Annotated in this window: 21 protein-coding genes and 2 pseudogenes; 15 read left to right on the forward strand and 8 right to left on the reverse strand. The window is 62.3% G+C overall.

Annotation, left to right across the window (positions count from 1 at the left end):
- The first annotated feature begins 66 nt into the window (after positions 1-66).
- Positions 67-339 carry an HU family DNA-binding protein gene (locus LOY53_RS08895; RefSeq protein WP_027593949.1) on the forward strand — a complete coding sequence of 91 codons (273 nt, stop codon included), beginning with the start codon at positions 67-69 and terminating at the stop codon, positions 337-339.
- 182 nt (positions 340-521) lie between these two features.
- Positions 522-2,393 carry a SurA N-terminal domain-containing protein gene (locus tag LOY53_RS08900; protein WP_252827296.1) on the forward strand — a complete coding sequence of 624 codons (1,872 nt, stop codon included), beginning with the start codon at positions 522-524 and terminating at the stop codon, positions 2,391-2,393.
- Positions 2,394-2,466: 73 nt separating this feature from the next.
- On the opposite strand, the pseudogene LOY53_RS08905 reads toward LOY53_RS08900, so the two are convergent.
- Positions 2,467-3,506, reverse strand: a pseudogene (locus LOY53_RS08905) (patatin-like phospholipase family protein).
- 162 nt (positions 3,507-3,668) lie between these two features.
- Here LOY53_RS08905 and LOY53_RS08910 point away from each other — a divergent pair.
- The 3 genes from LOY53_RS08910 to LOY53_RS08920 all read left to right on the forward strand — a co-directional run bounded on the left by LOY53_RS08910 (position 3,669) and on the right by LOY53_RS08920 (position 5,644).
- Positions 3,669-3,947, forward strand: coding sequence for a hypothetical protein (locus tag LOY53_RS08910; protein WP_027593946.1), 279 nt, complete (start codon positions 3,669-3,671; stop codon positions 3,945-3,947).
- Between the two features lie 14 nt (positions 3,948-3,961).
- Positions 3,962-4,729 carry a CHAD domain-containing protein gene (locus tag LOY53_RS08915; RefSeq protein ID WP_258703877.1) on the forward strand — a complete coding sequence of 256 codons (768 nt, stop codon included), beginning with the start codon at positions 3,962-3,964 and terminating at the stop codon, positions 4,727-4,729.
- Between the two features lie 117 nt (positions 4,730-4,846).
- Positions 4,847-5,644, forward strand: coding sequence for an acyl-CoA thioesterase II (locus LOY53_RS08920; protein ID WP_258703878.1), 798 nt, complete (start codon positions 4,847-4,849; stop codon positions 5,642-5,644).
- A gap of 16 nt (positions 5,645-5,660) precedes the next feature.
- Here the strand turns inward: LOY53_RS08920 and LOY53_RS08925 are convergent, their stop codons facing one another.
- The 3 genes from LOY53_RS08925 to LOY53_RS08935 form a co-directional block, all read right to left on the reverse strand.
- The gene (locus LOY53_RS08925) at positions 5,661-6,029 is read right to left on the reverse strand and encodes an Mpo1-like protein (RefSeq protein ID WP_258703879.1); all 369 of its coding nucleotides are present in this window, start codon (positions 6,027-6,029) and stop codon (positions 5,661-5,663) included.
- Between the two features lie 88 nt (positions 6,030-6,117).
- A complete protein-coding gene (locus LOY53_RS08930) occupies positions 6,118-7,596 on the reverse strand; it encodes a methyl-accepting chemotaxis protein (protein WP_258703880.1) in 1,479 nt (492 codons plus the stop codon).
- A gap of 215 nt (positions 7,597-7,811) precedes the next feature.
- On the reverse strand, positions 7,812-8,609 hold the full coding sequence (locus LOY53_RS08935; RefSeq protein WP_252827301.1) for a TatD family hydrolase: 798 nt from the start codon (positions 8,607-8,609) through the stop codon (positions 7,812-7,814).
- Positions 8,610-8,767: 158 nt separating this feature from the next.
- Between LOY53_RS08935 and LOY53_RS08940 the strand changes: the two genes are divergently transcribed.
- The 4 genes and pseudogenes from LOY53_RS08940 to greB all read left to right on the forward strand — a co-directional run bounded on the left by LOY53_RS08940 (position 8,768) and on the right by greB (position 11,729).
- Positions 8,768-10,174, forward strand: a complete 1,407-nt coding sequence (locus tag LOY53_RS08940; RefSeq protein WP_252827302.1) for a transglycosylase SLT domain-containing protein — start codon at positions 8,768-8,770, stop codon at positions 10,172-10,174.
- A 110-nt stretch (positions 10,175-10,284) separates the two neighbouring features.
- Positions 10,285-10,722, forward strand: a complete 438-nt coding sequence (locus LOY53_RS08945; protein WP_099453479.1) for a DoxX family protein — start codon at positions 10,285-10,287, stop codon at positions 10,720-10,722.
- A gap of 208 nt (positions 10,723-10,930) precedes the next feature.
- Positions 10,931-11,248 carry a hypothetical protein gene (locus LOY53_RS08950; RefSeq protein WP_027593938.1) on the forward strand — a complete coding sequence of 106 codons (318 nt, stop codon included), beginning with the start codon at positions 10,931-10,933 and terminating at the stop codon, positions 11,246-11,248.
- A gap of 11 nt (positions 11,249-11,259) precedes the next feature.
- Positions 11,260-11,729 (forward strand): annotated as a pseudogene (greB, locus tag LOY53_RS08955) (transcription elongation factor GreB).
- Between the two features lie 115 nt (positions 11,730-11,844).
- Here greB and LOY53_RS08960 read toward each other — a convergent pair.
- Positions 11,845-14,352, reverse strand: a complete 2,508-nt coding sequence (locus tag LOY53_RS08960; protein ID WP_258703881.1) for an ABC transporter permease — start codon at positions 14,350-14,352, stop codon at positions 11,845-11,847.
- 4 nt (positions 14,353-14,356) lie between these two features.
- Positions 14,357-15,040 carry an ABC transporter ATP-binding protein gene (locus tag LOY53_RS08965; protein WP_027593935.1) on the reverse strand — a complete coding sequence of 228 codons (684 nt, stop codon included), beginning with the start codon at positions 15,038-15,040 and terminating at the stop codon, positions 14,357-14,359.
- A 10-nt stretch (positions 15,041-15,050) separates the two neighbouring features.
- Between LOY53_RS08965 and LOY53_RS08970 the strand changes: the two genes are divergently transcribed.
- The 3 genes from LOY53_RS08970 (at position 15,051) to LOY53_RS08980 (ending at position 17,093) form a co-directional block, all read left to right on the forward strand.
- Positions 15,051-15,656 (forward strand): arylesterase, encoded by a 606-nt coding sequence (locus tag LOY53_RS08970; RefSeq protein WP_027593934.1) that lies wholly within the window; start codon positions 15,051-15,053, stop codon positions 15,654-15,656.
- Positions 15,657-15,714: 58 nt separating this feature from the next.
- The gene (locus tag LOY53_RS08975) at positions 15,715-15,996 is read left to right on the forward strand and encodes a hypothetical protein (RefSeq protein ID WP_099453482.1); all 282 of its coding nucleotides are present in this window, start codon (positions 15,715-15,717) and stop codon (positions 15,994-15,996) included.
- Positions 15,997-16,115: 119 nt separating this feature from the next.
- On the forward strand, positions 16,116-17,093 hold the full coding sequence (locus LOY53_RS08980) for a L,D-transpeptidase family protein (protein ID WP_186678978.1): 978 nt from the start codon (positions 16,116-16,118) through the stop codon (positions 17,091-17,093).
- Positions 17,094-17,216: 123 nt separating this feature from the next.
- Here LOY53_RS08980 and oprI read toward each other — a convergent pair whose 3' ends face one another.
- Positions 17,217-17,468 carry an outer membrane lipoprotei OprI gene (gene oprI, locus LOY53_RS08985; protein WP_003259780.1) on the reverse strand — a complete coding sequence of 84 codons (252 nt, stop codon included), beginning with the start codon at positions 17,466-17,468 and terminating at the stop codon, positions 17,217-17,219.
- A 506-nt stretch (positions 17,469-17,974) separates the two neighbouring features.
- Between oprI and LOY53_RS08990 the strand changes: the two genes are divergently transcribed.
- Positions 17,975-18,256 carry a GNAT family N-acetyltransferase gene (locus LOY53_RS08990; protein ID WP_025338432.1) on the forward strand — a complete coding sequence of 94 codons (282 nt, stop codon included), beginning with the start codon at positions 17,975-17,977 and terminating at the stop codon, positions 18,254-18,256.
- Between the two features lie 38 nt (positions 18,257-18,294).
- Here LOY53_RS08990 and LOY53_RS08995 read toward each other — a convergent pair whose 3' ends face one another.
- Positions 18,295-19,371 carry a 3-deoxy-7-phosphoheptulonate synthase gene (locus tag LOY53_RS08995; protein ID WP_099429929.1) on the reverse strand — a complete coding sequence of 359 codons (1,077 nt, stop codon included), beginning with the start codon at positions 19,369-19,371 and terminating at the stop codon, positions 18,295-18,297.
- 233 nt (positions 19,372-19,604) lie between these two features.
- On the opposite strand from LOY53_RS08995, the gene LOY53_RS09000 reads away from it, so the two are divergent.
- Together LOY53_RS09000 and LOY53_RS09005 are read left to right on the forward strand one after the other, a co-directional pair.
- Entirely contained in the window at positions 19,605-20,552 is a 948-nt protein-coding gene (locus LOY53_RS09000) for a putative 2-dehydropantoate 2-reductase (RefSeq protein WP_252827305.1), read from the forward strand.
- Between the two features lie 106 nt (positions 20,553-20,658).
- Entirely contained in the window at positions 20,659-21,156 is a 498-nt protein-coding gene (locus LOY53_RS09005; RefSeq protein ID WP_027593929.1) for a universal stress protein, read from the forward strand.
- The last annotated feature ends 42 nt before the right edge of the window (positions 21,157-21,198 follow it).

The raw sequence follows: 21,198 nt of genomic DNA on the forward strand, positions 1-21,198 counted from the left end.
CTCGTTTGATACGCTTTTCATTACATACTTAGAAACAAACTCAATAGAGAAATAAGGGGACTTAGAGTGAACAAGTCGGAACTGATTGACGCTATCGCTGCATCGGCTGACATTTCCAAAGCTACCGCAGGTAAGGCTCTGGACGCTGTGATCGACTCCGTAACCGGTGCCCTGAAAGCAGGCGACGACGTCGTTCTGGTTGGCTTCGGCACCTTCTCGGTCAAGGAGCGCGCCGAGCGCACCGGCCGCAACCCGCAAACCGGCAACGCCATCAAAATCGCTGCTGCCAAGGTTCCAGGTTTCAAGGCTGGCAAAGGCCTGAAAGACGCCGTCAACTAAGTCGTCTCTTTCAGCCGGGCCCGGCTTCGCCAGGTCCGAGCACGTTAAGGCGGGTCGCAAACGTTCCCGCCTGACACGTTTGCTAAGAAAAGGCGCATCCTCGGATGCGCCTTTCTTTTATCAGGATTCTACCCACGCTCCGCGGTTGTCGACGCAGTGGTACAGCCGTTTCTGGGGGACGCATGCTGCAAAATATCAGGGACAATTCACAAGGTTGGATTGCCAAGACCATCATCGGCCTAATCGTCGTGTTGATGGCGTTGACCGGCTTCGAGGCCATTTTCCAGGCTGCCAGCCATAGCCAGGACGCCGCCAAGGTGAACGGCCAGACCATCAGCCAGAACGAGCTGAGCCAAGCGGCCGACATGCAGCGCCGCCAGCTGATGCAACAGCTGGGCAAGGATTTCGACCCTGCACTGCTGGATGACAAGCTGCTGCGTGATGAGGCGCTCAAAGGCCTGATCACCCGCAAGCTGTTGTTGCAAGGTGCTGAAGATGCCAAGTTCGCCTTCTCCGAGGCTGCGCTGGATCAAGTGATCCTGCAAACCCCGGAATTCCAGGTTGACGGCAAGTTCAACGCCGATCGTTTCGACCAGGTCATTCGCCAGATGGGCTACGGCCGCCTGCAATTCCGCGACATGCTCGCCGAAGAAATGCTCATTGGCCAGTTGCGTACCGGCCTTGCCGGCAGCAGCTTCGTCACTGACAAGCAGGTCGAGGCGTTTGCACGCCTTGAGAAGCAGACCCGTGATTTCGCCTCCCTGACCTTCAAGGCCGACCCGGCCGCGGTCAAGGTCAGCGATGAAGAGGTCAAGGCGCACTACGAGAAGCATGCCAAGGAATTCATGTCGCCCGACCAGGTGGTCATCGATTACATCGAGCTGAAAAAGTCGGTGTTCTTCGACCAGGTCAAGGTCAGCGACGACGAACTCAAGGCCCAGTACGAGAAAGAAATCGCCAACCTCGCCGAGCAGCGCCATGCTGCGCACATTCTCATCGAGGTCAACGACAAGGTCACCGACGCCCAGGCCAAGGCCCGTGCAGAAGAGATCGAGCAGCGCCTGGCCAAAGGTGAAAACTTCGCCGCACTGGCCAAGGAGTTCTCCCAGGACCCAGGTTCGGCCAACAGCGGTGGTGACCTTGGCTTCGCCGGCCCGGGCGTGTACGACCCAGCCTTCGAAGATGCTTTGTACAAGCTGAAGGATGGCCAGGTGTCGGCCCCGGTTCGCACCGAGTTCGGTTACCACCTGATCAAGCTGCTGGGTGTCGAGGCGCCGGAAGTACCGAGCTTCGCCAGCCTGAAAGACAAGCTCACCCGTGACCTGAAGATCCCACTGGTCGAACAGCGCTACGTCGACGCCAGCAAGCAGTTGCAGGATGCCGCGTACGAGGCGTCTGACCTGGCTCAGCCGGCACAGGACCTGAACCTGAAGGTGCACACCTCCGCAGCCTTCGGCCGTGAGGGTGGCGAAGGTATCACCGCCAACCGCGCAGTAGTTCAGGCGGCGTTCTCGGAAGAAGTGTTGGAAGAGGGTGCCAACAGCACCGCCATCGAGCTCGATCCGGAAACCACCGTGGTGCTGCGCGTCAAGGAGCACCGCAAGCCAGAACAGCTGCCGCTCGAAGCCGTGGCCAAGAACATCAGCGAACACCTGGCCAAGGAGAAGGCGACGGCCGAACTCAAGACCAAGGCGGACAAGCTAATTGCCGGCCTGCGTGATGGTTCTGTTGCCGCTGGCAGCGTTCATGAAGGGCAGGGCTGGAAAGCCTACGAGGCGGTGACCCGCGGTGAGGAAGGTATCGACCCTGCCGAACTGCAGGCCGTGTTCCGCTTAGGCAAGCCGCAAGCCAAGGACAAGCCGGTCTACGGCAGCGTGGTCCTGGGCGATGGCAGCCTGGTCGTCTTGCAGCTCAAAGGTGTCAACGAAGGCGCCGCCGCCACCGACGAAGAGAAGCAGCAGATTCGCCGCTACCTCGCTTCGCGCGCCGGCCAGCAAGACTTTGCGGCATACCGCAAGCAGCTGGAAGCCAATGCTGATATCACCCGTTACTGAGTGATCTCTGCATGACAAGACAGGCCGCGTAATGCGGCCTGTCTTGTTTCTGGCCTTTTGTAGGAGCGGCCTCCTAGCGCTTCACCCCTTCGTAGTTGTCCAGCGTGTCCCGCGCAATCTCCCGTCCCAGTGCGATCAGCTCGGGTGCCTTGTAGAACTCGAAGAACCGGCACACCCGCTTCGGTACGTTGATCAACACATCTGGCGGGTAACCGGCGATCTTGTACTGCGCCAACGACGTCTGCATCACCTCGAAGCTCTGGTTGATCAGGTCCAGCAGCGAAGCCGGCCCCACGTTGTCGATGATGAACGAGCCGGTGGCCGACTTGGGTGCGCCTTCGCGCTCGGGTGCGGCCGCGGGCTGCTGGCCTTCCGGGTCGGCGACATCCGCCAGCCATGGGCTGGGTGGCGCCAGGCCTTCGGCAACGATTTCCTGTTCGATACGTATCAGTTCTTCCGCCGGCTTGCGCCGGAACGGCAGGCGCGAACCCAGTGAGCTAAGCAGCGAATCGAAGCGCATTTTGAAGGCTGCCGGGCGTTCGATCACGGGCAACTGGTACTGCTTCTGGTTGGTGGCGTTGAGGTTGACTGCGATGATCAGGTCGCAGTGGCTGGACACCACCGGCACGATCGGCAGCGGGTTGAGAATGCCGCCATCGACCAGCATGCGGTTGCCCTGCATCACTGGGGTGAACAGGCTAGGGATCGCCGCCGAAGCGCGCATGGCCTGGTGCAGGCAACCTTCCTGAAACCAGATTTCCTGCTGGTGGGTGAGGTCGGTGGCCACGGCGGTGTAGGGAATGCGCAACTGTTCGATGTTGATGTCGCCGACGATTTTGCGGATTTGTCCGAAAACCTTGTCACCTCGGATCGCACCCAGGCGAAAACTGACGTCGACCAGGCGCAGTACATCCAGATAGTCGAGGCTTTCGATCCAGTTGCGATACTCGTCGAGTTTGCCGGCGGCGTAGATACCGCCAATTACCGCCCCCATGGAGCAGCCGGCAACGCAGGCAATGTCGTAGCCACGCCGCTCTATTTCTTCGATCACCCCGATGTGTGCATACCCTCGTGCACCCCCGACCCCAACACCAGCGCCACGCGTTTACTCATGATTTTCCCTCAGCCTGTGCAACCATGGTTTAACAATGCACCCATTGCTGCCTGTGCTTCAATGTAGACCGCGCTGATCTACGCTAAGCAAAGCCCACACGCGGGCACTTTTTGTTTGCCCATGCGTCGAACAGCCACTCTTTTGACTTTGAGGAATTATCGATGAAAGCCTGGATCTGCCTTCCACTGATTGCCCTGGCCCTTGCTGGCTGTGCGGGCAAAACGGCCTACCGTGACAGCTGCGCGACCCAGCTGGATGCCGCCTGGAAGGAGCTCGACCTGGCCAAGGCCGAAGGGTTTGCCGGTACTGTCAGTTATTCGAAGGCGTTGTCGCTGCTGACGGGGGCCAAGACCCAGCAGCAGTTCGAAGGTTTTGAAGGGTGTACCAAGAAGGCCGAGAAGGCGCGTTTCTACATTCGTGAGTCGCGCGCTGGCCGCTGACCGAGGAGCGTCCCATGTCTGCCATGCTCGATCATGTCGTGTCACAAATCCTGGCCTTGCAGGTGCGCCTGCTGGCCTGCCGCGAGCGGCTTGCCGCGGATACCGACAGCGAGGCACTGCATGACCTGCGTATCGCTGTACGGCGCTTGCGCAGCCTGCTGCGGCCGCTGCGGGGGTTACCGGGTGTCGAACAGCTGGAGGACGCTGCCAAGTCCCTGGGCACATTGACGACGCCGTTGCGTGACCGTGAGGTGCTGGCGGCCGAGTTGGTCGAGCGGGGCTTGGTCGAGGCCGGGCAGCGGCGGCTGGCAGGGCGCGGCAAGGCCTTTGCCAGTGTCGCTGGTAGCCCGCAACTGACCCGTCTGCTGGCGATCGTGGATGCGTTTCCGTTGTTCCTGCGTGCGGCGGATCGCGAGGGGCTGGCGGATGCGCTGGAAAAACGCGTCGACAAACGCCTGGTTCAGCAATGGCGCAGGCTGCGCAAGGCATTGGCAGACCCGGCACACGATCGGCATCGCCTGCGGCTGTTGATCAAGCGTGCACGCTACGGTGATGAGGCCTATCCGCAGCTTGAACATGCCGGAAAAAAACTGCAACGCCTGCTGAAAAAGGCCCAGGGCGACCTGGGCACTTGGCATGACCGCCTGCAATGGTTGCTGCAAGCGCGCGAGCACGCCGACCTGGCGCCGTGCAAGATCGACTGGGAGCAAGAGCTGCATGAGGCGGAGCGTCAATCCGACCTCACGCTGGAGGCTTTGCAGGTGGCGTTGAAGCAGCGATAGCACGGCATATGACCGATTTACGGCCTGATCGGTGCAGATGGGCTGGTTAGTATGTTTCGATGCAGGGCGCGTGCACTACGTGCCCCCAGATCGATACGCTGCAGGAGCCTACGTGCGATGAACTTCACTGAACTGCTCGACGCCGTGCGAGCGAATGCTGAATCGGTAACCGTCCCCCCGACATGGGCCCAGGGCCGCGCGGCCTTCGGCGGGTTGATGGCTGCCATGGTCTATGAAGCAATGCGCCTGAAGCTGCCCGATGACCGCCCTGTGCGCTCCTTGGCCATCAGCTTCGTGGCGCCTGCGGCGGCGGATGTACCGATTCGTTTCGAGGTCGACGTACTGCGTGAAGGCAAGGCTGTCAGTACCTTGCTTGGCCGAGCGGTGCAGGAAGGGCAGGTGGTGACGCTGGTACAGGGCAATTTCGGTGCAGGCCGCCCCTCGGTGGTCAACATCCCGGCGCAACCGGCGTTTGCCATGAAACCGCTGCAGCAAGCCGCCCCAGAACTGCCTTACATCAGAGGCGTGACCCCGGAATTCATGCGCCATGTAGCCCTGCGCTGGGCGGTGGGTGGGCTGCCGTTCAGTGGCAACGATTCGCGGCAGATGGGCGGCTGGGTACGGTTGCGCGACATCACCGACGAAGCGTTGAACGTGTCTCACCTGCTGGCTTTGGTAGATGCTTGGCCACCGAGCCTGTTGCCGTACCTGAAACAGCCGGCAGCCGGCAGTACGCTGACCTGGACCATCGAATTCATCCAGCCCACGCCGACGCTTTCGACACTGGACTGGTGCCGCTATTGCGTCGAGACCGAGTACGCGCGTGATGGTTATGGGCATGCCGCCGCCGCGCTCTGGTCGGCTGATGGCGAGTTACTGGCGCTAAGCCGTCAAACCGTTACGGTTTTCGCCTAGAGGTCCTCTTCAGCCTTCAGTGGCGATGCTTGTGCCGTTCGCGCCAAGCCCGCCACCAGGCACCGCTCAGTACAAAGCGCGGAAAAGTGATGAACTGCTCGGTCAGCAGGCGCTGTACGGCGTCCTTGCGGTTGGCAAACGGCTCGGGTTGTTGAGCTTCCAGTCGATGCCCGTGTCGTTGCAGGCCCAGGCCAGCGATTAGAGAAATGATGCCAACGGCAATCTGACCCAGGTCCAGGGCAAACAGGCCGGACAGCACCAGCAGCACACCGAGAATGAACAGAGGTACGGCAATCAGGTGCAGCGCCAGGTTGGTCGGGTGGCGATGGTTATGGTGATAGCCACGCCATTGCCAGGCGGGCAGATTGGTCAGGCGTTTGCTCATGGGCATTTCCTCTCGGTCATGCCCAAAGCTTAGTGCGGCACCCGGGAGGGGGCCAATCGAGCCTGGCTATCGTGGCTAGCTAAGGTGACTATAGCTTGAGCTGGCCTATGGCCTTGTTCAGCTCGCCAGCAAGGGTCGCTAATTCGTTGCTGGTGGTGGCCGAGCCGACGGTCTGTTGCACGGTGTGTTCGGTGACATCACGGATGCTCACCACCGCCCGGTTCATTTCTTCGGCCACCTGGCTCTGCTCTTCGGCAGCCACGGCGATTTGGGTATTGCTTTCGCGCATCTGCGCCACTGCACCGGTAATCTCGGCCAGCGCCTCACCGGCTGCCTGGGCCTGTTTAACGCAATCGTCGGCCTTGTACGAGCTTTCCTGCATGAACTCCACCGCATCACGGGTGCCGCTCTGAAGCGCGGAGACCATGGTGGTGATCTCGTCGGTCGAGGTCTGCACGCGTTTGGCCAGGTTGCGTACTTCATCGGCGACCACTGCGAAGCCGCGGCCCAAGTCGCCCGCGCGTGCTGCTTCGATGGCGGCGTTCAGTGCCAGCAGGTTGGTTTGCTCGGCAATGCTGTGGATCACCCCCACCACGCCGTTGATCTTCTGGCTGTCCTCGGCCAGTTGGCGGATCATCTCGGCGGTCTGCTGCACGCCGCTGGACAGCCCTGCGATCGAATCCTGTACGCGGCTGACCACTTCCTGGCCACTGCCGGCGAGCGTATCGGCCGTCTGCGACAGGTCGCGGGTAGCGCCGGCATGCTGGGCAATGTGGTGCACAGTGGCCGACATCTCGTTGATGGCCGTGGCGGCCTGGTCGGTTTCACTTTGCTGGCCGAGCATGCCCTGGCGCACGTCGTTCATGCTTGACGCCAGGCGCGCTGCGCCGGCATCCAGTTGCGCGGCGGTGAGGGCCACGGTGCTGACCACGCGGTGGTAGGTCGACTGCATGGCATTGAAGGCCCCCGCCATCTGGCCGACTTCGTCGCCACATGCCAGCGGCACCCGTGCCGACAGGTCGCCGGTCTTCTCCACGTGCAGCATGACGTCCTTGAGGGTGTTGAGCTGGCTGAGCAGGAAGCGGATCAGCAGCTGCGAAGCAGCGAGCATGGCCAGCATCAGGATCAGTACGCACACGGCATAGTTGGTGAAGCGTTCGAAGAACACCTGACGCACGCTTGGCGACTGGGCCAGTACGGCAACCTGCTGGTCGCCGTGTTGCAGCACCTGGGCGCCGCGCAGCGGGTTGTCGCCCAGCAGCCACGCGGCGGGCAGGTCGACCCAGCCCTGGGCGTTGCGCAGGGCTTCGATCGGTTCGCCGGCAAAGCTGGGTGTCTGGCCCGGCAACCAGCTGATGACATTGGCTTGCCGGGGCAGCGCTTGCCCGGCAGGCCAGGCTGACAACAGCTGGGCTTGCGCAGCAGCTTGCGCCTGGGCCGCGTCGGCGCGGGCGCGTTGCTCCAGGTGCACGGCGTAGAGCACCAGCAGCAAGGTCGTGACAAAGGCCACCGCGTTGACGGCCCAGAACTTGTACTTCAGGGAAACATTGCTAAGCCAGGCACCCATGGGCAGGTCTTCTCTGAGTTGAGCGGAAACAATATTGGCAAGGTGCCATCATTGTGCCTGCACCCGCCAGAGCCATTCTTGATATGTATCAAGAAAAAACAGGGCAGGGCTAATACCAGTCAGTTAAGCTTCATCCGCCTTAATTGGGGCTGCTGTGCAGCCCATCGCAGCGGCCCCCTAGGCCCTCACTGACTGGCATTAGGGCTGGGGTCAGCTTAGGCTAGCCGAAAGAACGCCCGTGCCGCCGCTGTCGTATGGGCTGCCGTGTGCTCCACGGGCTCGCCCCGGTGCAATGCCACTTCCCTCAGCACCTCCGGCAGAAACGCCGGTTCGTTACGGCCGTTTTTAGGCTTGGGCCTCAGGCTTCGCGGCAGCAGGTAGGGCGCATCGCTCTCGAGCATCAGGCGGCCTTCAGGGATATTGCCGACCAGGGGATGCAGGTGCGTTCCGCGGCGTTCATCGCAAATCCAGCCGGTGATGCCGATGTGCAGGTCCATGTCCAGATAAGCGAACAATGCGTCACGCTCGCCGGTAAAGCAGTGCACCACAGCACCGGTCAAGTGGTCCCGGTAGTTCTTGAGAATGGCCAGCAATCGCTCGCTGGCATCACGTTCGTGCAGAAACACCGGCAAGCCCAGTTCGGCGGCCAGCGCCAGTTGAGCTTCCAAGGCCTTTTCCTGCAGCGGACGAGGGGAGAAGTCGCGGTTGAAGTCCAGGCCACATTCGCCCACTGCCCGTACCCGTTGCTCATTCAGCAATTGGCGCAGCTGACGCTCGCTGTTGGCATCCCAGGACTTGGCATCGTGAGGGTGCACGCCGGCGGTGGCGAACAGGTGGTCAGCGCTTGCATCCAACTGCTGGCACAGCTCCAGCGCCTGCTCGCTGACCGCCAGGCTGGTGCCCGTCAGGACCATTTGCGCCACGCCTGCCTCGATGGCGCGCTCGACGATGGCCGCCTGTTGGTCGTGGAAACTGCTGTTGGTCAGGTTGACGCCGATATCGATCAGTTGCATGGTGCTATCTCGTGCCGCGGGGCGGCCAGCATAGCAAAATCCGCGTTTTTCGGAAAAAACCAAGAACTTCATGCTGTTGCCGTGGTCTTCTGCCGTCATTTATCACGAAGCGGCGATGCCACATGAACGCCGCCCACCGACCTCGGACACGCTCTCGCATGCTGCGATACCTGCTGACCTTCCTGCTGATGCTTGGGCTGACCACTGCCGGTGCTGCCCACGCACGCCTGCCGGGGCCGCAGCAGAACATCCCGCCCAGCAAGCTGCGTGACTTGCAGCAGATCCGTAGCAGCAAGGTGCTGCGGGTGTTGGTCAATCAAAGCCGCAACAGCTCTGGCGAGGTCAAGGGCGAGCCGGTCGGCATCGAATACTATCGCTTGCGTGCGCTTGAGCATTTCCTGAATGCCCGGGCTGGCGACGGGCAGCAGATTCAGCTCAAGCTCATCCCCCGCGCCAAAGAGCAGTTGCTGGGTGCCCTGCAGCGCGGCGAGGGGGACCTGGCTGCCCCGGGGGAACTGCTCGACCCAGTGGTGGTGCGTGGCGTCAGCAGTAGCGCGCCAGTGCTCGACCAGGTGCCGCTGATGCTGGTCGGGCGCAAAGGCGAGCGCAGCTTCAGCCATGTCGAGCAGTTGTCGGGGCGTACGGTCGCCTTGACCAGTGCCAGTGCCGCCGGGCCTTTGATCCAGCAGGTGAACCAGCAATTGGCCTTGCGCAAGCGTGCGCCGATCAAGGTGGAGTGGGTCGACTCGACCCTGGCGGTGGAAGACGTGCTGGAAATGGTCCAGGCCGGCATCTATCACCTGACAGTGGTCGAGCGCCCGATTGCCCTGCGTTGGGCCAGGGTGATGCCGCGTCTGCGCCTGGACAGCCGTGTGCACCTGGGGGCGCCGCAAGCCATGCGCTGGTACGTGGGGCGCGACGCGCCGCAGCTGCTGGCCAGCGTCGATCGCTTTCTGCAGGGTTACCGCGCACCGGATAACCAGGATGCCGCGTTCGAGCGCATCTACCGTCGCCAGTACCGCGTACACAACCCCTTGGCGAGCAAGGATCGGCAGCGGCTGAGCGCAGTGCGTGCGGTGCTGCAGAAGCATGGCGAGGCGCAGCAGATCGACTGGCTCAACCTGGCCGCGCTCGCCTTCAAGGAATCGACACTCAACCCCTCGGCCCGCGGCACGGGCGGCGCCCATGGCCTGATGCAGATTACCCCGTCGGCCGCGCAACGGGTCGGGGTGAGCAATACCGCTACGGTCGATGGCAACGTCCAGGCCAGTGCCCGCTACTTAGCGCTGATCCGGCGCAAGTTCTTTGCCAGCGCGAAGATCAACGAGCGAGAGCGCATGGCGTTTGTGCTGGCAGCCTATAACCTGGGGCCTGAACGGGTCCAGGCGATGCGTGCCGAAGCCCGCCGTCGCGGGCTCAACGGCAACCAGTGGTTCTTCCAGACCGAGCGCATTGCGATGGAGCAGGTGGGCATGGGGCCGGTCAACTTCGTCAACAGTGTCAACAAGTACTTCCTGGCGTTTAACCGTGAGCGTGCTGTTCTGGAGCGAGTAGCCAAGCGCTGACAAATCGATTTTGTCGATTGTTATGTTGGGGTTTTTGCGATTTTCATATTCATTGAATTGATTATGATGGCGCCATTCCAACACAACTTCCCGGATTCAAGGACGCCACAATGAACACCTCCACCCTCAACGCAGTGATCGCAACCCGTGCAGGCGCTGGCCTCAGCGTGATCCGTATCCTGGTCGGCATCATCTTCATGGCGCACGGCGCGCAGAAGCTGTTCGGCCTATTTGGCGGTTACGGCCTTGAGGGCACCGGCCAGTGGATGGAAAGCATCGGGCTGGCACCGGGTTACCTGATGGCCTTGCTGTCTGGTAGCGCCGAGTTCTTCGGCGGCCTGGCCCTGGTGATCGGCCTGCTGGCGCGCCCAGCGGCCCTGGCGCTGACGGTCACCCTGGTGGTGGCGATCTTTTCGGTGCACATCGGCAACGGCCTGTTCATGTCCAACAACGGTTATGAATTCGCCCTGGCGTTGCTGGCCGGCACTCTGGCGGTGATGATTGAAGGTGCAGGTCGCTTCTCCCTCGACCGCCTGATCGCCCGCTGACAGGCCCCGGGCCTCAAGCTGCAACGTGCAGCTTGAGGCTTGAATCTTTGCGCTTGTAGCTCTAGCATACCGCCTGCGCCGATTTAAACAGCTACTTGCGGGGCGCAGGAGAGGCCCCCTCCGGGTCATCCGAAATACCGCTAAAGCGCTGGTTCGGTGACGCCTCCCACCGCTGCCCAGCGGGATTCGCGAGGCGGAGAGAAGCACCATGAGTTGCCCACGTAGCCCACGTACTAGTGTCTGTTTGAGCCCGTTGCCTGCAAACGAGGCCTCCCGCACACCGCGCATCCTGCTCGGTGGCCAGCATCAGCCTACCCTTTTGCGTCATCTCGAAGGCCTTTCACGTCGCAAGGGCCAGGCGCGTGCCTTTCTAATCCAGTTCACCGAAACCTGCTGCCATCTCGCGCAGTACGGCAACGACCGTTTTGACCTGGCGGTAATTCAGGCCCCAGCCTCTGCCGAGGCCGCCGAAGTCATTGGCCATCTCACCCGCATCGCTCGTCAAGGCCTGATCACCCGCCGTTGAGGAGAACGCTGTTGAGCACCAACATCATCACCACCGAAGGCCATGAGGCCCTGAAAAAGAGTTGGATCACCTGTGGCGTGTCTACCGCCCCGAGATCACCCAAAAGGTCACCTGGGCGGCATCGCTGGGTGATCGCAGCGAGAATGCCGATTACCAATACAACAAGAAGCTGTTGCGCGAGATCGACCGCCGGGTCCGGTACCTGCGCAAGCGCCTTGAAGATGTAAAAGTCGTGGCGTATTCGCCAGAGCAGGAAGGCAAGGTGTTTTTCGGTGCCTGGGTCGAGATCGAGAACGACGAGGGCGAGACCAAGAAGTTTCGCATTGTCGGGTATGACGAGATTTATGGGCGTAACGACTACATCTCGATCGACTCACCCATGGCCCGTGCCTTGCTCAAAAAGGAGGAGGGCGACGAGGTGGTGGTGCAGACCCCGACCGGCGACGCGGCCTGGTACGTCAACAGCATCAGCTACGTGTAGGAACGGCCCTAGGGGTATAACGCGGTCGGTGTGGGAGCGGCCTTGTGCCGCGATGGGCCGCAGAGCGGCCCCAGCATTCTTAAGTGAACAGCATTACGCTCCTGTAGCGGTTTTTTCACCCCTCCCGCAACACCGTCAACGGGCTGGCATTGAGCGCCCGCCGCGTGCCGAGCACCCCAGCACCCCCCACCAGCACTGCCCCCGCCAGGGGTAACACGAGCAGCCACGGGTGCGGGTTCCATTGCAGGTCGAAGGCATAGCGGTACAGCACCAGTGTGATCAACTCGCAACCCAGTGCAGCCAGCAAGCCGCTGGCTGCGCCCAGCAGGCCAAATTCGATACGTCTTGCCTTGACCAGCAATGGCCGTGCCGCGCCCAGTGCCCGCAGCAGGGCGCCTTGGCGAATGCGTTCGTCCAGTGTTGCCTGCAGGCCGGCGAACAGCACCGCCAAGCCTGCCGCCAAGACGAACAGCAGCACATACTCGACCGCCAGAGTGACCTGGGCAAGGATGCTGCGCAGTTGATCCAGCAACGCGTCAACCTGCAGGATGGTCACCGCCGGGAAAGCCCGTGACAGCGCGACCACATCCAGGTCATGGCCTGGGGCCAGGTAAAAGCTGGTGAGGTAAGTCGTGGGCAACCCCTGCAGTGTGCCAGGCTGGAAGATCATGTAGAAGTTCGGCTGGAAGCTGTCCCAGTGCACACTGCGCAGGCTGCTGACCCGGGCCTGGCGTTGCTGGCCACCGATGTCGAAGGTCAGCAGGTCACCCAGTTGCAGCTTCAGGCTCGTGGCCAATTCCGCCTCCACCGATACGCCCGGTATCTCGTCGCCCGACGGCAGTGCCTGCCACCAGTTGCCTGCCGTCAGCGCATTGCCATTGGGCAACTCGGCGGCCCAGGTCAGGCTGAGGTCGCGTTGCACGGCGCGCTCGCCGGCGGAGTCCTTGCTGACGATCTGCTGCACCGGTTGCTGGTTGATCTGGATGAGGCGGCCGGGCGTTACCGGGTACAGCGGTGCCGAGGCCGCATTGACCTGCTGCAGGTGCTGAGCGAAGGGCTCACGATCATCCGGCAGGATGTTTAGGGCGAAGTGGTTGGGGGCATCCTTGGGCAGTTGTGCCTGCCAGGTGTCGAGCAGCTCGGCACGCAGCAATGCGACCAGCGCCATCGCCAGCAGAATCAGGCCAAAAGCCAGGGCCTGGCCAGCGGCGGCCAAGGGATGGCGCAACAATTGCCCGAGCCCAAGGCGCCAGGCCAGCGGGGCACCGACCAACAGTTGGCGCAAGCTGCGCAGGCCCAGCAGCAGCAAGCCGCCGAGCACCACCGCCGCGACCAGGCCACCGCCCAGCAGTGCGAAGGTCAGCAGCAGGTCTAGGCTCAGGCGCCACATGATCAGGCCCAGGGCCAACAAGGCGGTGCCATACACCAGCCAACTGCTGGGTGGCACTGGCAGCAGGTCGCGGCGCAGCACGCGCAGCGGGGGTACCTGGCCGAGGGCGGCAATGGGCGGCAGGGCGAAGCCAGCCAAGGCGACCAGCCCAGTGCCGATGCCGGCCAGCGCGGGTACGACACCGCCTGGCGGAACCACGCTCGGCAGCAGGCCGTGCAGCAGCCGGAACAGGCCCAGTTGCGCCAGCCAGCCGAGCAGGGCGCCCGCCACGGCAGCTACCAGACCCAGCATGGCCAGCTGCACACAGTACAGGCCAAGGGCCTGCCGACGGGAAAGGCCCAGGCAACGAAGCAGCGCACTGGCATCCAGGCGCCGGGCGGCGTAGCGGCTGGCCGACATGGCCACGGCGACGCCGGCCAGCAATACCGCCACCAGGCTTGCCATGTTCAGGTAGCGCTCGGCCTTGCTCAGGGCGCCCCCGATCTGGCGGTTGCCATCGCGGGTGTCGAGCAGGCGCTGGTTGGCCGCGAGGTTTTTCTCCACGGCCTGGCGATACTGGGCCAGCGCTTCGACGTCGCCCCGCCACAGGTCGCGGTAGGACACCCGGCTACCCGGCTGGATCACCCCGGTCGCCGCCAGGTCCTCCAGGTTCATCATTACCCGCGGGGTCAGGCTATAGAAGTTGTTGGCGCGGTCCGGCTCGTAGGTCAGTACGCGGCTCATGCGCAGGGTTTTCATGCCCACGTCGATGCTGTCGCCGATCGCTAGCCCCAGCGCGGCCAGCAGCCTCGGCTCGACCCAGGCCTCGCCGGGCGCCGGGCCACCCCCAGGGGTTTCCTCGGCATAGGGGGCGGCGGCACTGCGGACTTGCCCGCGCAGGGGGTAGGCGCCGTCGGCGGCCTTGACGCTGGACAGCTGGATGCCGCTGTCACCGCCCACCACGCTGGTGAATTCGACCACTTGAGCGTGGCGCAAGCCGAGGGCCTTGCCTGCGCTGATCTGTTCGTCTCGGGCAGGTGCGCTGCCTTGCAGCACCAAGTCGGCGCCGAGGAATTCGCTGGCACGTAATTGCATGGCACCGTTGAGGCGGGCACCGAAGTAACCAATCGCCGTGCTGGCCGCAACGGCTACCAGCAGGGCAAAGAACAGCACGCGCACTTCGCTGGCGCGGATGTCGCGCAGCAACTGGCGCAACGCCAAGCCGCACAATCGGGAGAAGGGCATGCTGGTCATGGGCTCAGACCTCCACCGGGGCCACCAGGCGGCCGGCGTCCAGGCGGATAAGGCGCCGGCAGCGTCTGGCCAGGCGTTCGTCATGGGTGACCAGTACCAACGTGGTGCCGCGCTCCTTGTTCAATTCGAACAGCAGGTCGCTGATGCGCTCGCCGGTGTGGCTGTCGAGGTTGCCGGTGGGCTCGTCGGCGAACAGCACGGCAGGTTGTGCCGCGAAGGCGCGGGCAATCGCCACCCGTTGTTGTTCGCCACCGGACAGCTGGCGTGGGGTGTGGCTCAGGCGCTTGCCCAGGCCAACCCGTTCGAGCAAGGTGCGGGCGTGTTCGCGGGCATCACGGCGGCCGTCCAGCTCCAGGGGCAGCATGACGTTCTCCAGGGCGTTGAGGCTGTCGAGCAGTTGGAACGACTGGAACACGAAGCCGACATGCTCGGCGCGCACACGGGCGCGCTGGTCTTCGTCCAGTGGGCCCAGGTCATGCCCGGCGAGGATGACCTTGCCGGCGCTGGGCTGGTCGAGGCCGGCGAGTAAGCCGAGCAATGTCGACTTGCCTGAACCCGAAGCACCGACGATGGCCAAGCTGTCGCCTTGGGCGAGATCGAGGGAGAGGGCGTGGAGGATGGTCAGATCGCCTTCCGCGCTGGGGACCACTTTGCTAAGGTTCTGCGCAACGAGAATGCTGGGGCCCATGGAGAATCCAATGCGAATGTGGTGGTTGAGTGCCGGTCTGGCCTTGTGTTGCCTGGCCCAGAGCGCCACGGCGGGAACGGTGCTGGTGGTTGGCGATAGTATCAGCGCCGGTTTTGGCCTGGATAGCCGCCAGGGGTGGGTCTCTTTGTTGCAGACCCGGCTCAAGGACGAAGGTTTCGATGATCAGGTGGTCAATGCTTCGATCAGCGGCGATACCAGTGCAGGAGGCCAGGCGCGGCTGCCGGCGCTGCTTGCAGCGCACAAGCCGGCGGTGGTGGTGCTGGAGTTGGGCGGCAATGACGGGCTGCGCGGGCAGCCGCCGCAGCAATTGCAACAAAATCTTGCTTCGATGATCGAGAGCGCTCGGCAAGCGGGTGCCAAGGTGCTGCTGCTGGGGATGCGCCTGCCGCCCAACTATGGTGTGCGTTACACCACGGCGTTTGCCCAGGTGTATGAACAGTTGGCTGCCGAAAAACAGGTCCCGTTGGTGCCGTTTTTCCTGGAGGGCGTGGGCGGTGTGCCGGCGCTGATGCAAGCTGATGGCATCCATCCTGCGCAAGGTGCCCAGCAGCGCCTGCTGGAAAATGCCTGGCCGGCGATAAAACCCTTGCTGTGACGCTTTAAACGGGGCCGGCTTTCGGCTAAGGTTGCGCCCCCCGTTTCGAGAGCCCCCGATGCCGCGCCCTGCCTGGTCCCTTTATGCCTACCAACTGATCGAGCCTGACGAACAGCTCGACCTGTTTGCCTGCCAGGAAATCCGCGTCCACCTGGCGGCCCGCCAGCTTGAGCTGGGCGTGCCGGTCGACCGTACCTTATGCGGCGGTTTGCTGCCCGCGCAGCCGCGCTGGTCTGGGGTGCAACGGTCGATCTACCGCGACGACCGCCTGTGCGCGCTCTGCCGCGCCATTCTCGACGCCCAGCGGCGCGGCATGCGCCCGGTGTGGCCGCAGCTTTGATGCCAAACCTGACACACCTTTCATCATCTGAAACGCTTGCGTGACGCCAATGCCTCCCGCTTGCATCGGTGCGGGTGTACAATCGATTCTCTTGACCCACCTTTCGAAGGATTTACCGGATGTTGCCGCGCTTTCCTGCCGTCACCCGTAGCCTGTCCCTGGCCGCCCTGCTGGTAGCGGGCCCCGCTGCTGCGCTGGAGCTGCCATTGCCACCCCCCGGTGAAGACATTGTCGGCCAGGTGCAGGTGATCAAGGCAAAGTACGAAGACACCTTCGCCGATATCGGCACTGCCAACGACCTAGGCTACCTGGAAATGATCGCCGCCAACCCGGGCGTCGACCCTTGGTTGCCGGGTGCCGGTACCGAAATTATCCTGCCGACCCGCTATGTGCTGCCGCCGGGGCCGCGCGAAGGCGTCGTCATCAACCTGGCCGAGTACCGTCTGTACTACTACCCGAAAGGGCAGAGCGTGGTGTACACCTTCCCGCTGGGCATTGGTCGTGAAGGTTGGGGTTCGCCAATCGCCAATACCAAGATCACCGCCAAAACCCCGAACCCGACCTGGACACCGCCCGCTTCCATCCGCGCCGAACACGCCGCTGACGGCGACATCCTGCCCACCGTGGTGCCTGCCGGGCCAGATAACCCGCTGGGCCCGTTCAAGTTTACGCTGGGTGTACCGGGTTACCTGATTCACGGTTCCAACAAGAAGTTTGGCATCGGCATGCGCACCAGCCACGGTTGCTTCCGCATGCTTAACAACAACGTGGTCGAGCTGTCGAAGATGGTGCCGGTAGGTACTCCGGTGCGCATCATCAACGAGCCTTACAAGTTCGGTATCAGTGCTGGCAAGGTCTACCTCGAAGCGCACACTCCGCTGGACGATCAAGGTAATCCGTCGGTGGTGGATAAGCACACTGCGGTTATCAATGCACTGCTCAAGCGTGAAGACCTGGCGAACAACCTGCGCATGAACTGGGACATGGTGCGTGACGTGGTCGCCGCTGAAGATGGCATGCCCGTCGAAATTGCCGTGCCGGTCGATAATCAGGGTGCGGCGCCGATGGTTTCGAGCATCCCGCCTGAACTGCAATAAGCGTTCGCGAGCTGCCCAGGGCCTGCCTTAGTGCAGGCCTTTTCGTTTGTGTACTGCTTGTTGCGCGGCAATAAAAAAGCCGACCCACAAGTGGGTCGGCTTCATAACAATCCGTGAGGACTATTACTTGCGGCTGGCTTTGTCCAGCATACGCAGAGCGCGCTCATTGGCTTCGTCAGCGGTCTGCTGAGCCTTCTGAGCGGCTGCCAGTGCGTCGTCAGCCTTACGGTAGGCTTCGTCTGCACGAGCTTGAGCGCGAGCTGCTGCGTCTTCAGTCGCAGTCAGACGAGCTTCGGTTTCTTTGGATACGCTGCTGCAACCGGTAGCCAGAACTGCGGCCAGAGCCAGAGCAGAGAATTTCAGAACGTTGTTCATCGTGTTCCCCTTCAAGGACTTTCTATTAAAGAGCCATCTCTCGGAAAAGAGAAACTGGCCGGCGTACATAGTACCCATTACTTGTAGTAAGTAAACTGACAGAGCGCAAGAACTGCAAAAAAAATGTTGCTCCAGGTCACGCCGACAAGATTTGCGACGCGTTTGTGAAAAAAACGTACAGGGGCCGCAACCGTTTGTACTACGGGAACTTTTTTGTTGAACTAACGGTGACTTTGTCTGTCGTTCAGCGTCTTAAGCCCTACAACATCCGGCGGCTGTTGGCGTAACGGGAAGAGTCCATTAGCGACGTTTTTTGCCGTTTTTTAACCGTTGCCACCTTGAGCAATCCTGCTTGCCGCGCCTACTATCTTGTGAATGCCCGAGGGTAGAACGATTGCAATCGTCCTGTGGTCCAAGGGGCAACAGGTGGCGTAGAGGATTCTGTGCCGGATAAACCACCATTGGTTAAGGTATGGGTCTGCCGAGAAGACCTGCGAGGAGTAGTGATGAGCGAAGCGCTGACCATCCACCATGACCAGGCCGGTCATCAGTTCGAGACCAACGTGGACGGTCATCGTGCCTATCTGACGTACATGGATCTGGGCAAGCAGACGCTGGACATCTATCGCACCTTCGTGCCTAACGCCCTGCGCGGGCGTGGCATTGCCGCAGCGCTGACCGAGCGGGCCCTGGAGTATGCCGAGCAGATGGGGTACACGGTGATTCCGTCGTGCTCTTATGTAGAACGCTACATGGAACGCCAGCAGCGTCATTCGAGCAAAGTATGAACCTGTAAAAAAAGGGCCGCTTAGCGGCCCTTTTTTTGTCAGCCGCGCTGGCGCTGCGGCAGTACATCCTTGAGCTTGGCGTGCATGCTGCGCAAGGTCTTCTCAGTCGCAGACCAGTCAATACAGGCGTCGGTCACCGAAACACCGTATTGCAGTTCGTTCAGGTCTTTCGGAATCGACTGGCAGCCCCAATTCAGGTGGCTCTCGACCATCAGGCCGATGATCGACTGGTTGCCTTCGAGGATTTGGTTGGCGACGTTTTCCATCACCAGTGGCTGCAGGGCCGGGTCCTTGTTGGAGTTGGCGTGGCTGCAGTCGACCATGATGTTGGCCTTGATCTTGGCCTTGGCCAGGTCCTGTTCGCACAAAGCGACGCTGACCGAATCATAATTCGGCTTGCCATTGCCGCCGCGCAGCACCACGTGACCGTAAGGGTTGCCCTTGGTGGTGACGATGGAGACGCCGCCTTCCTGGTTGATACCAAGGAAGCGGTGCGGTTTGGACACCGACTGCAGGGCGTTGATCGCAACGGTCAGGCCGCCATCGGTGCCGTTCTTGAAGCCGACCGCCGAAGACAGGCCCGAGGCCATTTCGCGGTGGGTCTGGGATTCGGTGGTGCGGGCGCCGATGGCCGACCAACTGATCAGGTCCTGCAGGTACTGCGGGGAGATCGGGTCGAGCGCTTCGGTAGCGGTCGGCAGGCCCATTTCAGCCAAGTCCAGCAGCAGTTGGCGGCCGATGTGCAGGCCGTCCTGGATCTTGAACGAGTCATCCAGGTACGGATCGTTGATCAGGCCTTTCCAGCCTACGGTGGTGCGCGGCTTCTCGAAGTACACGCGCATGACCAGATAGAGGGTGTCGGACACTTCCGCAGCCAATACCTTCAGGCGTTCGGCGTACTCGTGGGCAGCCTTGATGTCGTGGATGGAGCAGGGGCCGACCACGACGAACAGGCGATGGTCCTTGCCGTCGAGAATATCGCGCACCACTTGGCGGCCGGCAGTCACGGTTTGCAGGGCCGTGGCGCTGAGGGGGATTTCCTTCTTGAGCTGATCGGGCGTGATCAGGGTCTCGTTGGAGGCAACGTTTAAGTCGTCGATCGGTAAATCAGCCATCGTGTTACTCGTCAGGTCACGGGTGCCGGCCGCCAGCAATCCCCGTGCGGCCCAGCAGCAAGAATGTTCGCAGCGGGGAGCCGAACCTTAGCGCGTTACAGGTGGCGCGACAATGGGCTTTGGCCTGTCAGGGCAGGGATTTTCCCGTGCTGGTGGCGCCGTTGCGCGATTGGGGTGCCCAGCGGGCCGCAACCAGTGTAAAAAAGCGCACTGACATTTACCTGGAGATCGGCATGCATCCGCGCAAACCACGTATCGGTATCATCGGCAGTGGTGCCATCGGCGGCTTTTATGGGTTGATGCTGGCGCGGGCCGGTTTCGACGTGCACTTCCTGCTGCGCAGCGAATACGAGGTGGTACGCGACCAGGGGCTGGTGCTTGAAAGTGCCGTGCATGGCGCCTTGCACATGCAGGTTCAGGCGTATGCCAATGTTGCCGATATGCCGCAATGCGACTGGCTGCTGGTGGGCGCCAAGGCCACCAGCAACGACCAGCTGGCGCCGCTGATCGTGCAGGCCGCCGCACCTGACGCACGCGTGGTGCTGCTGCAGAATGGCCTGGGTGTGGAGGAGCAACTGCGCCCGGCATTGCGCGACGACATGCACCTGCTCGGCGGCCTGTGCTTCATTTGCGTCAATCGCCAGGCTCCGGGTGTGATCCGCCATCAGGCACTGGGTGCGGTCAACCTGGGCTATCACAGTGGGCCGGCAAGCGAGGGTGGTGCTGCGCTGGTCAAGGAGGGGGCGGGGCTGTTCCAGGCGGCGGGTATCGATTCGCAGGCGATGGACAATTTGAGCCAGGCCCGTTGGCAGAAGCTGGTGTGGAACGTGCCATATAACGGGCTTTCGGTGTTGCTCGGCGCCAGCACCACGCCGCTGATGGCCGAGCCGCACAGCCGGGCGCTGATTCAGGCGTTGATGGACGAGGTGGTGCAAGGCGCTGCGGCGTGTGGCCATGTGCTGCCCGAGGGGTATGCCGAGCATCTGTTCCAGGTCACCGAACGGATGCCCGACTACTGGCCAAGCATGTACCACGACCATGTCCAGCAGCGCCCGCTGGAGCTTCAGGCCATTTATGGTGAGCCGCTGGCGCACGCACGGGCGGCGGGTTGCAGCTTGCCGCGCATGGAGATGCTGTACCAGGCGCTGTCGTTCATCAGTCGCGATACACGCCCCGTCTGACGCCCCCCTGCGGCCCGCGCCAGCAGCACGCCGGACGGCAAAGCGTGCGTGCGGCGCGCTGCTAAGCTGAAGCTTGCTCTGCCGCAGCGGCAGTCGAGGAGGTCGAATGATCCGCTCCATGCTGTACGCCACCGACCTCGGTGTCTACGCCCCTTTTGTGATGCAGCACGCCCTGGCTTTGGCGCGCACGTTCAATGCAGAGTTGTATGTGATCCACGCCGTGGAGCCCATGGGCCAGTTCGCCGAATCGCTGCTGCAAAGCTATCTCGATGAGCAGACGCTCGACCAGTTGCACAGCCAGGGCGTCAACACGGTCATGGCCAATATCGAACAGCGCGTGCTGGAGAACTTTCGCGATGAACTGGGCGAGGAGGCGGACCTGGCGGTCATCAAGGCGGTCCGCGTGCGCCAGGGGGATCCTGCCCAGGTCATACTCGACCAGGCGCAGCGCTTGAGTGTCGATTTGCTGATTTTCGGAAGCCACAGTGCTGGCGCGGGCGTTGATGTACCGCTGGGGCGAACGGCGGTGCGGTTGCTGCAGTTGTCGCCTGTGCCGGTGTATATGGTGCCGCTTGCACAGCACCTGGGACGTAGGAAAACGTGAAGCTGGCCGTAGGCTATTACTGGGGCGCGTGTAACAAAATAG

This window comes from Pseudomonas sp. B21-031, assembly GCF_024748985.1.
Taxonomy (GTDB): Bacteria; Pseudomonadota; Gammaproteobacteria; order Pseudomonadales; family Pseudomonadaceae; genus Aquipseudomonas; species Aquipseudomonas kermanshahensis.

Excerpts from the sequence above, each read along its gene's own strand:
- oprI (WP_003259780.1), bottom strand. The coding sequence starts at position 17,468 with ATGAACAACGTTCTGAAATTCTCTGCTCTGGCTCTGGCCGCAGTTCTG.
- LOY53_RS09000 (WP_252827305.1), top strand. The coding sequence starts at position 19,605 with ATGCATCCGCGCAAACCACGTATCGGTATCATCGGCAGTGGTGCCATC.
- LOY53_RS08980 (WP_186678978.1), top strand. The coding sequence starts at position 16,116 with ATGTTGCCGCGCTTTCCTGCCGTCACCCGTAGCCTGTCCCTGGCCGCC.
- LOY53_RS08910 (WP_027593946.1), top strand. The coding sequence starts at position 3,669 with ATGAAAGCCTGGATCTGCCTTCCACTGATTGCCCTGGCCCTTGCTGGC.
- LOY53_RS08915 (WP_258703877.1), top strand. The coding sequence starts at position 3,962 with ATGTCTGCCATGCTCGATCATGTCGTGTCACAAATCCTGGCCTTGCAG.
- LOY53_RS08965 (WP_027593935.1), bottom strand. The coding sequence starts at position 15,040 with ATGGGCCCCAGCATTCTCGTTGCGCAGAACCTTAGCAAAGTGGTCCCC.
- LOY53_RS08950 (WP_027593938.1), top strand. The coding sequence starts at position 10,931 with ATGAGTTGCCCACGTAGCCCACGTACTAGTGTCTGTTTGAGCCCGTTG.
- LOY53_RS08900 (WP_252827296.1), top strand. The coding sequence starts at position 522 with ATGCTGCAAAATATCAGGGACAATTCACAAGGTTGGATTGCCAAGACC.
- LOY53_RS08990 (WP_025338432.1), top strand. The coding sequence starts at position 17,975 with ATGAGCGAAGCGCTGACCATCCACCATGACCAGGCCGGTCATCAGTTC.
- LOY53_RS08935 (WP_252827301.1), bottom strand. The coding sequence starts at position 8,609 with ATGCAACTGATCGATATCGGCGTCAACCTGACCAACAGCAGTTTCCAC.
- LOY53_RS08995 (WP_099429929.1), bottom strand. The coding sequence starts at position 19,371 with ATGGCTGATTTACCGATCGACGACTTAAACGTTGCCTCCAACGAGACC.
- LOY53_RS08920 (WP_258703878.1), top strand. The coding sequence starts at position 4,847 with ATGAACTTCACTGAACTGCTCGACGCCGTGCGAGCGAATGCTGAATCG.
- LOY53_RS08940 (WP_252827302.1), top strand. The coding sequence starts at position 8,768 with ATGCTGCGATACCTGCTGACCTTCCTGCTGATGCTTGGGCTGACCACT.
- LOY53_RS08925 (WP_258703879.1), bottom strand. The coding sequence starts at position 6,029 with ATGAGCAAACGCCTGACCAATCTGCCCGCCTGGCAATGGCGTGGCTAT.
- LOY53_RS08930 (WP_258703880.1), bottom strand. The coding sequence starts at position 7,596 with ATGGGTGCCTGGCTTAGCAATGTTTCCCTGAAGTACAAGTTCTGGGCC.
- LOY53_RS08975 (WP_099453482.1), top strand. The coding sequence starts at position 15,715 with ATGCCGCGCCCTGCCTGGTCCCTTTATGCCTACCAACTGATCGAGCCT.
- LOY53_RS08960 (WP_258703881.1), bottom strand. The coding sequence starts at position 14,352 with ATGACCAGCATGCCCTTCTCCCGATTGTGCGGCTTGGCGTTGCGCCAG.
- LOY53_RS08970 (WP_027593934.1), top strand. The coding sequence starts at position 15,051 with ATGCGAATGTGGTGGTTGAGTGCCGGTCTGGCCTTGTGTTGCCTGGCC.
- LOY53_RS09005 (WP_027593929.1), top strand. The coding sequence starts at position 20,659 with ATGATCCGCTCCATGCTGTACGCCACCGACCTCGGTGTCTACGCCCCT.
- LOY53_RS08945 (WP_099453479.1), top strand. The coding sequence starts at position 10,285 with ATGAACACCTCCACCCTCAACGCAGTGATCGCAACCCGTGCAGGCGCT.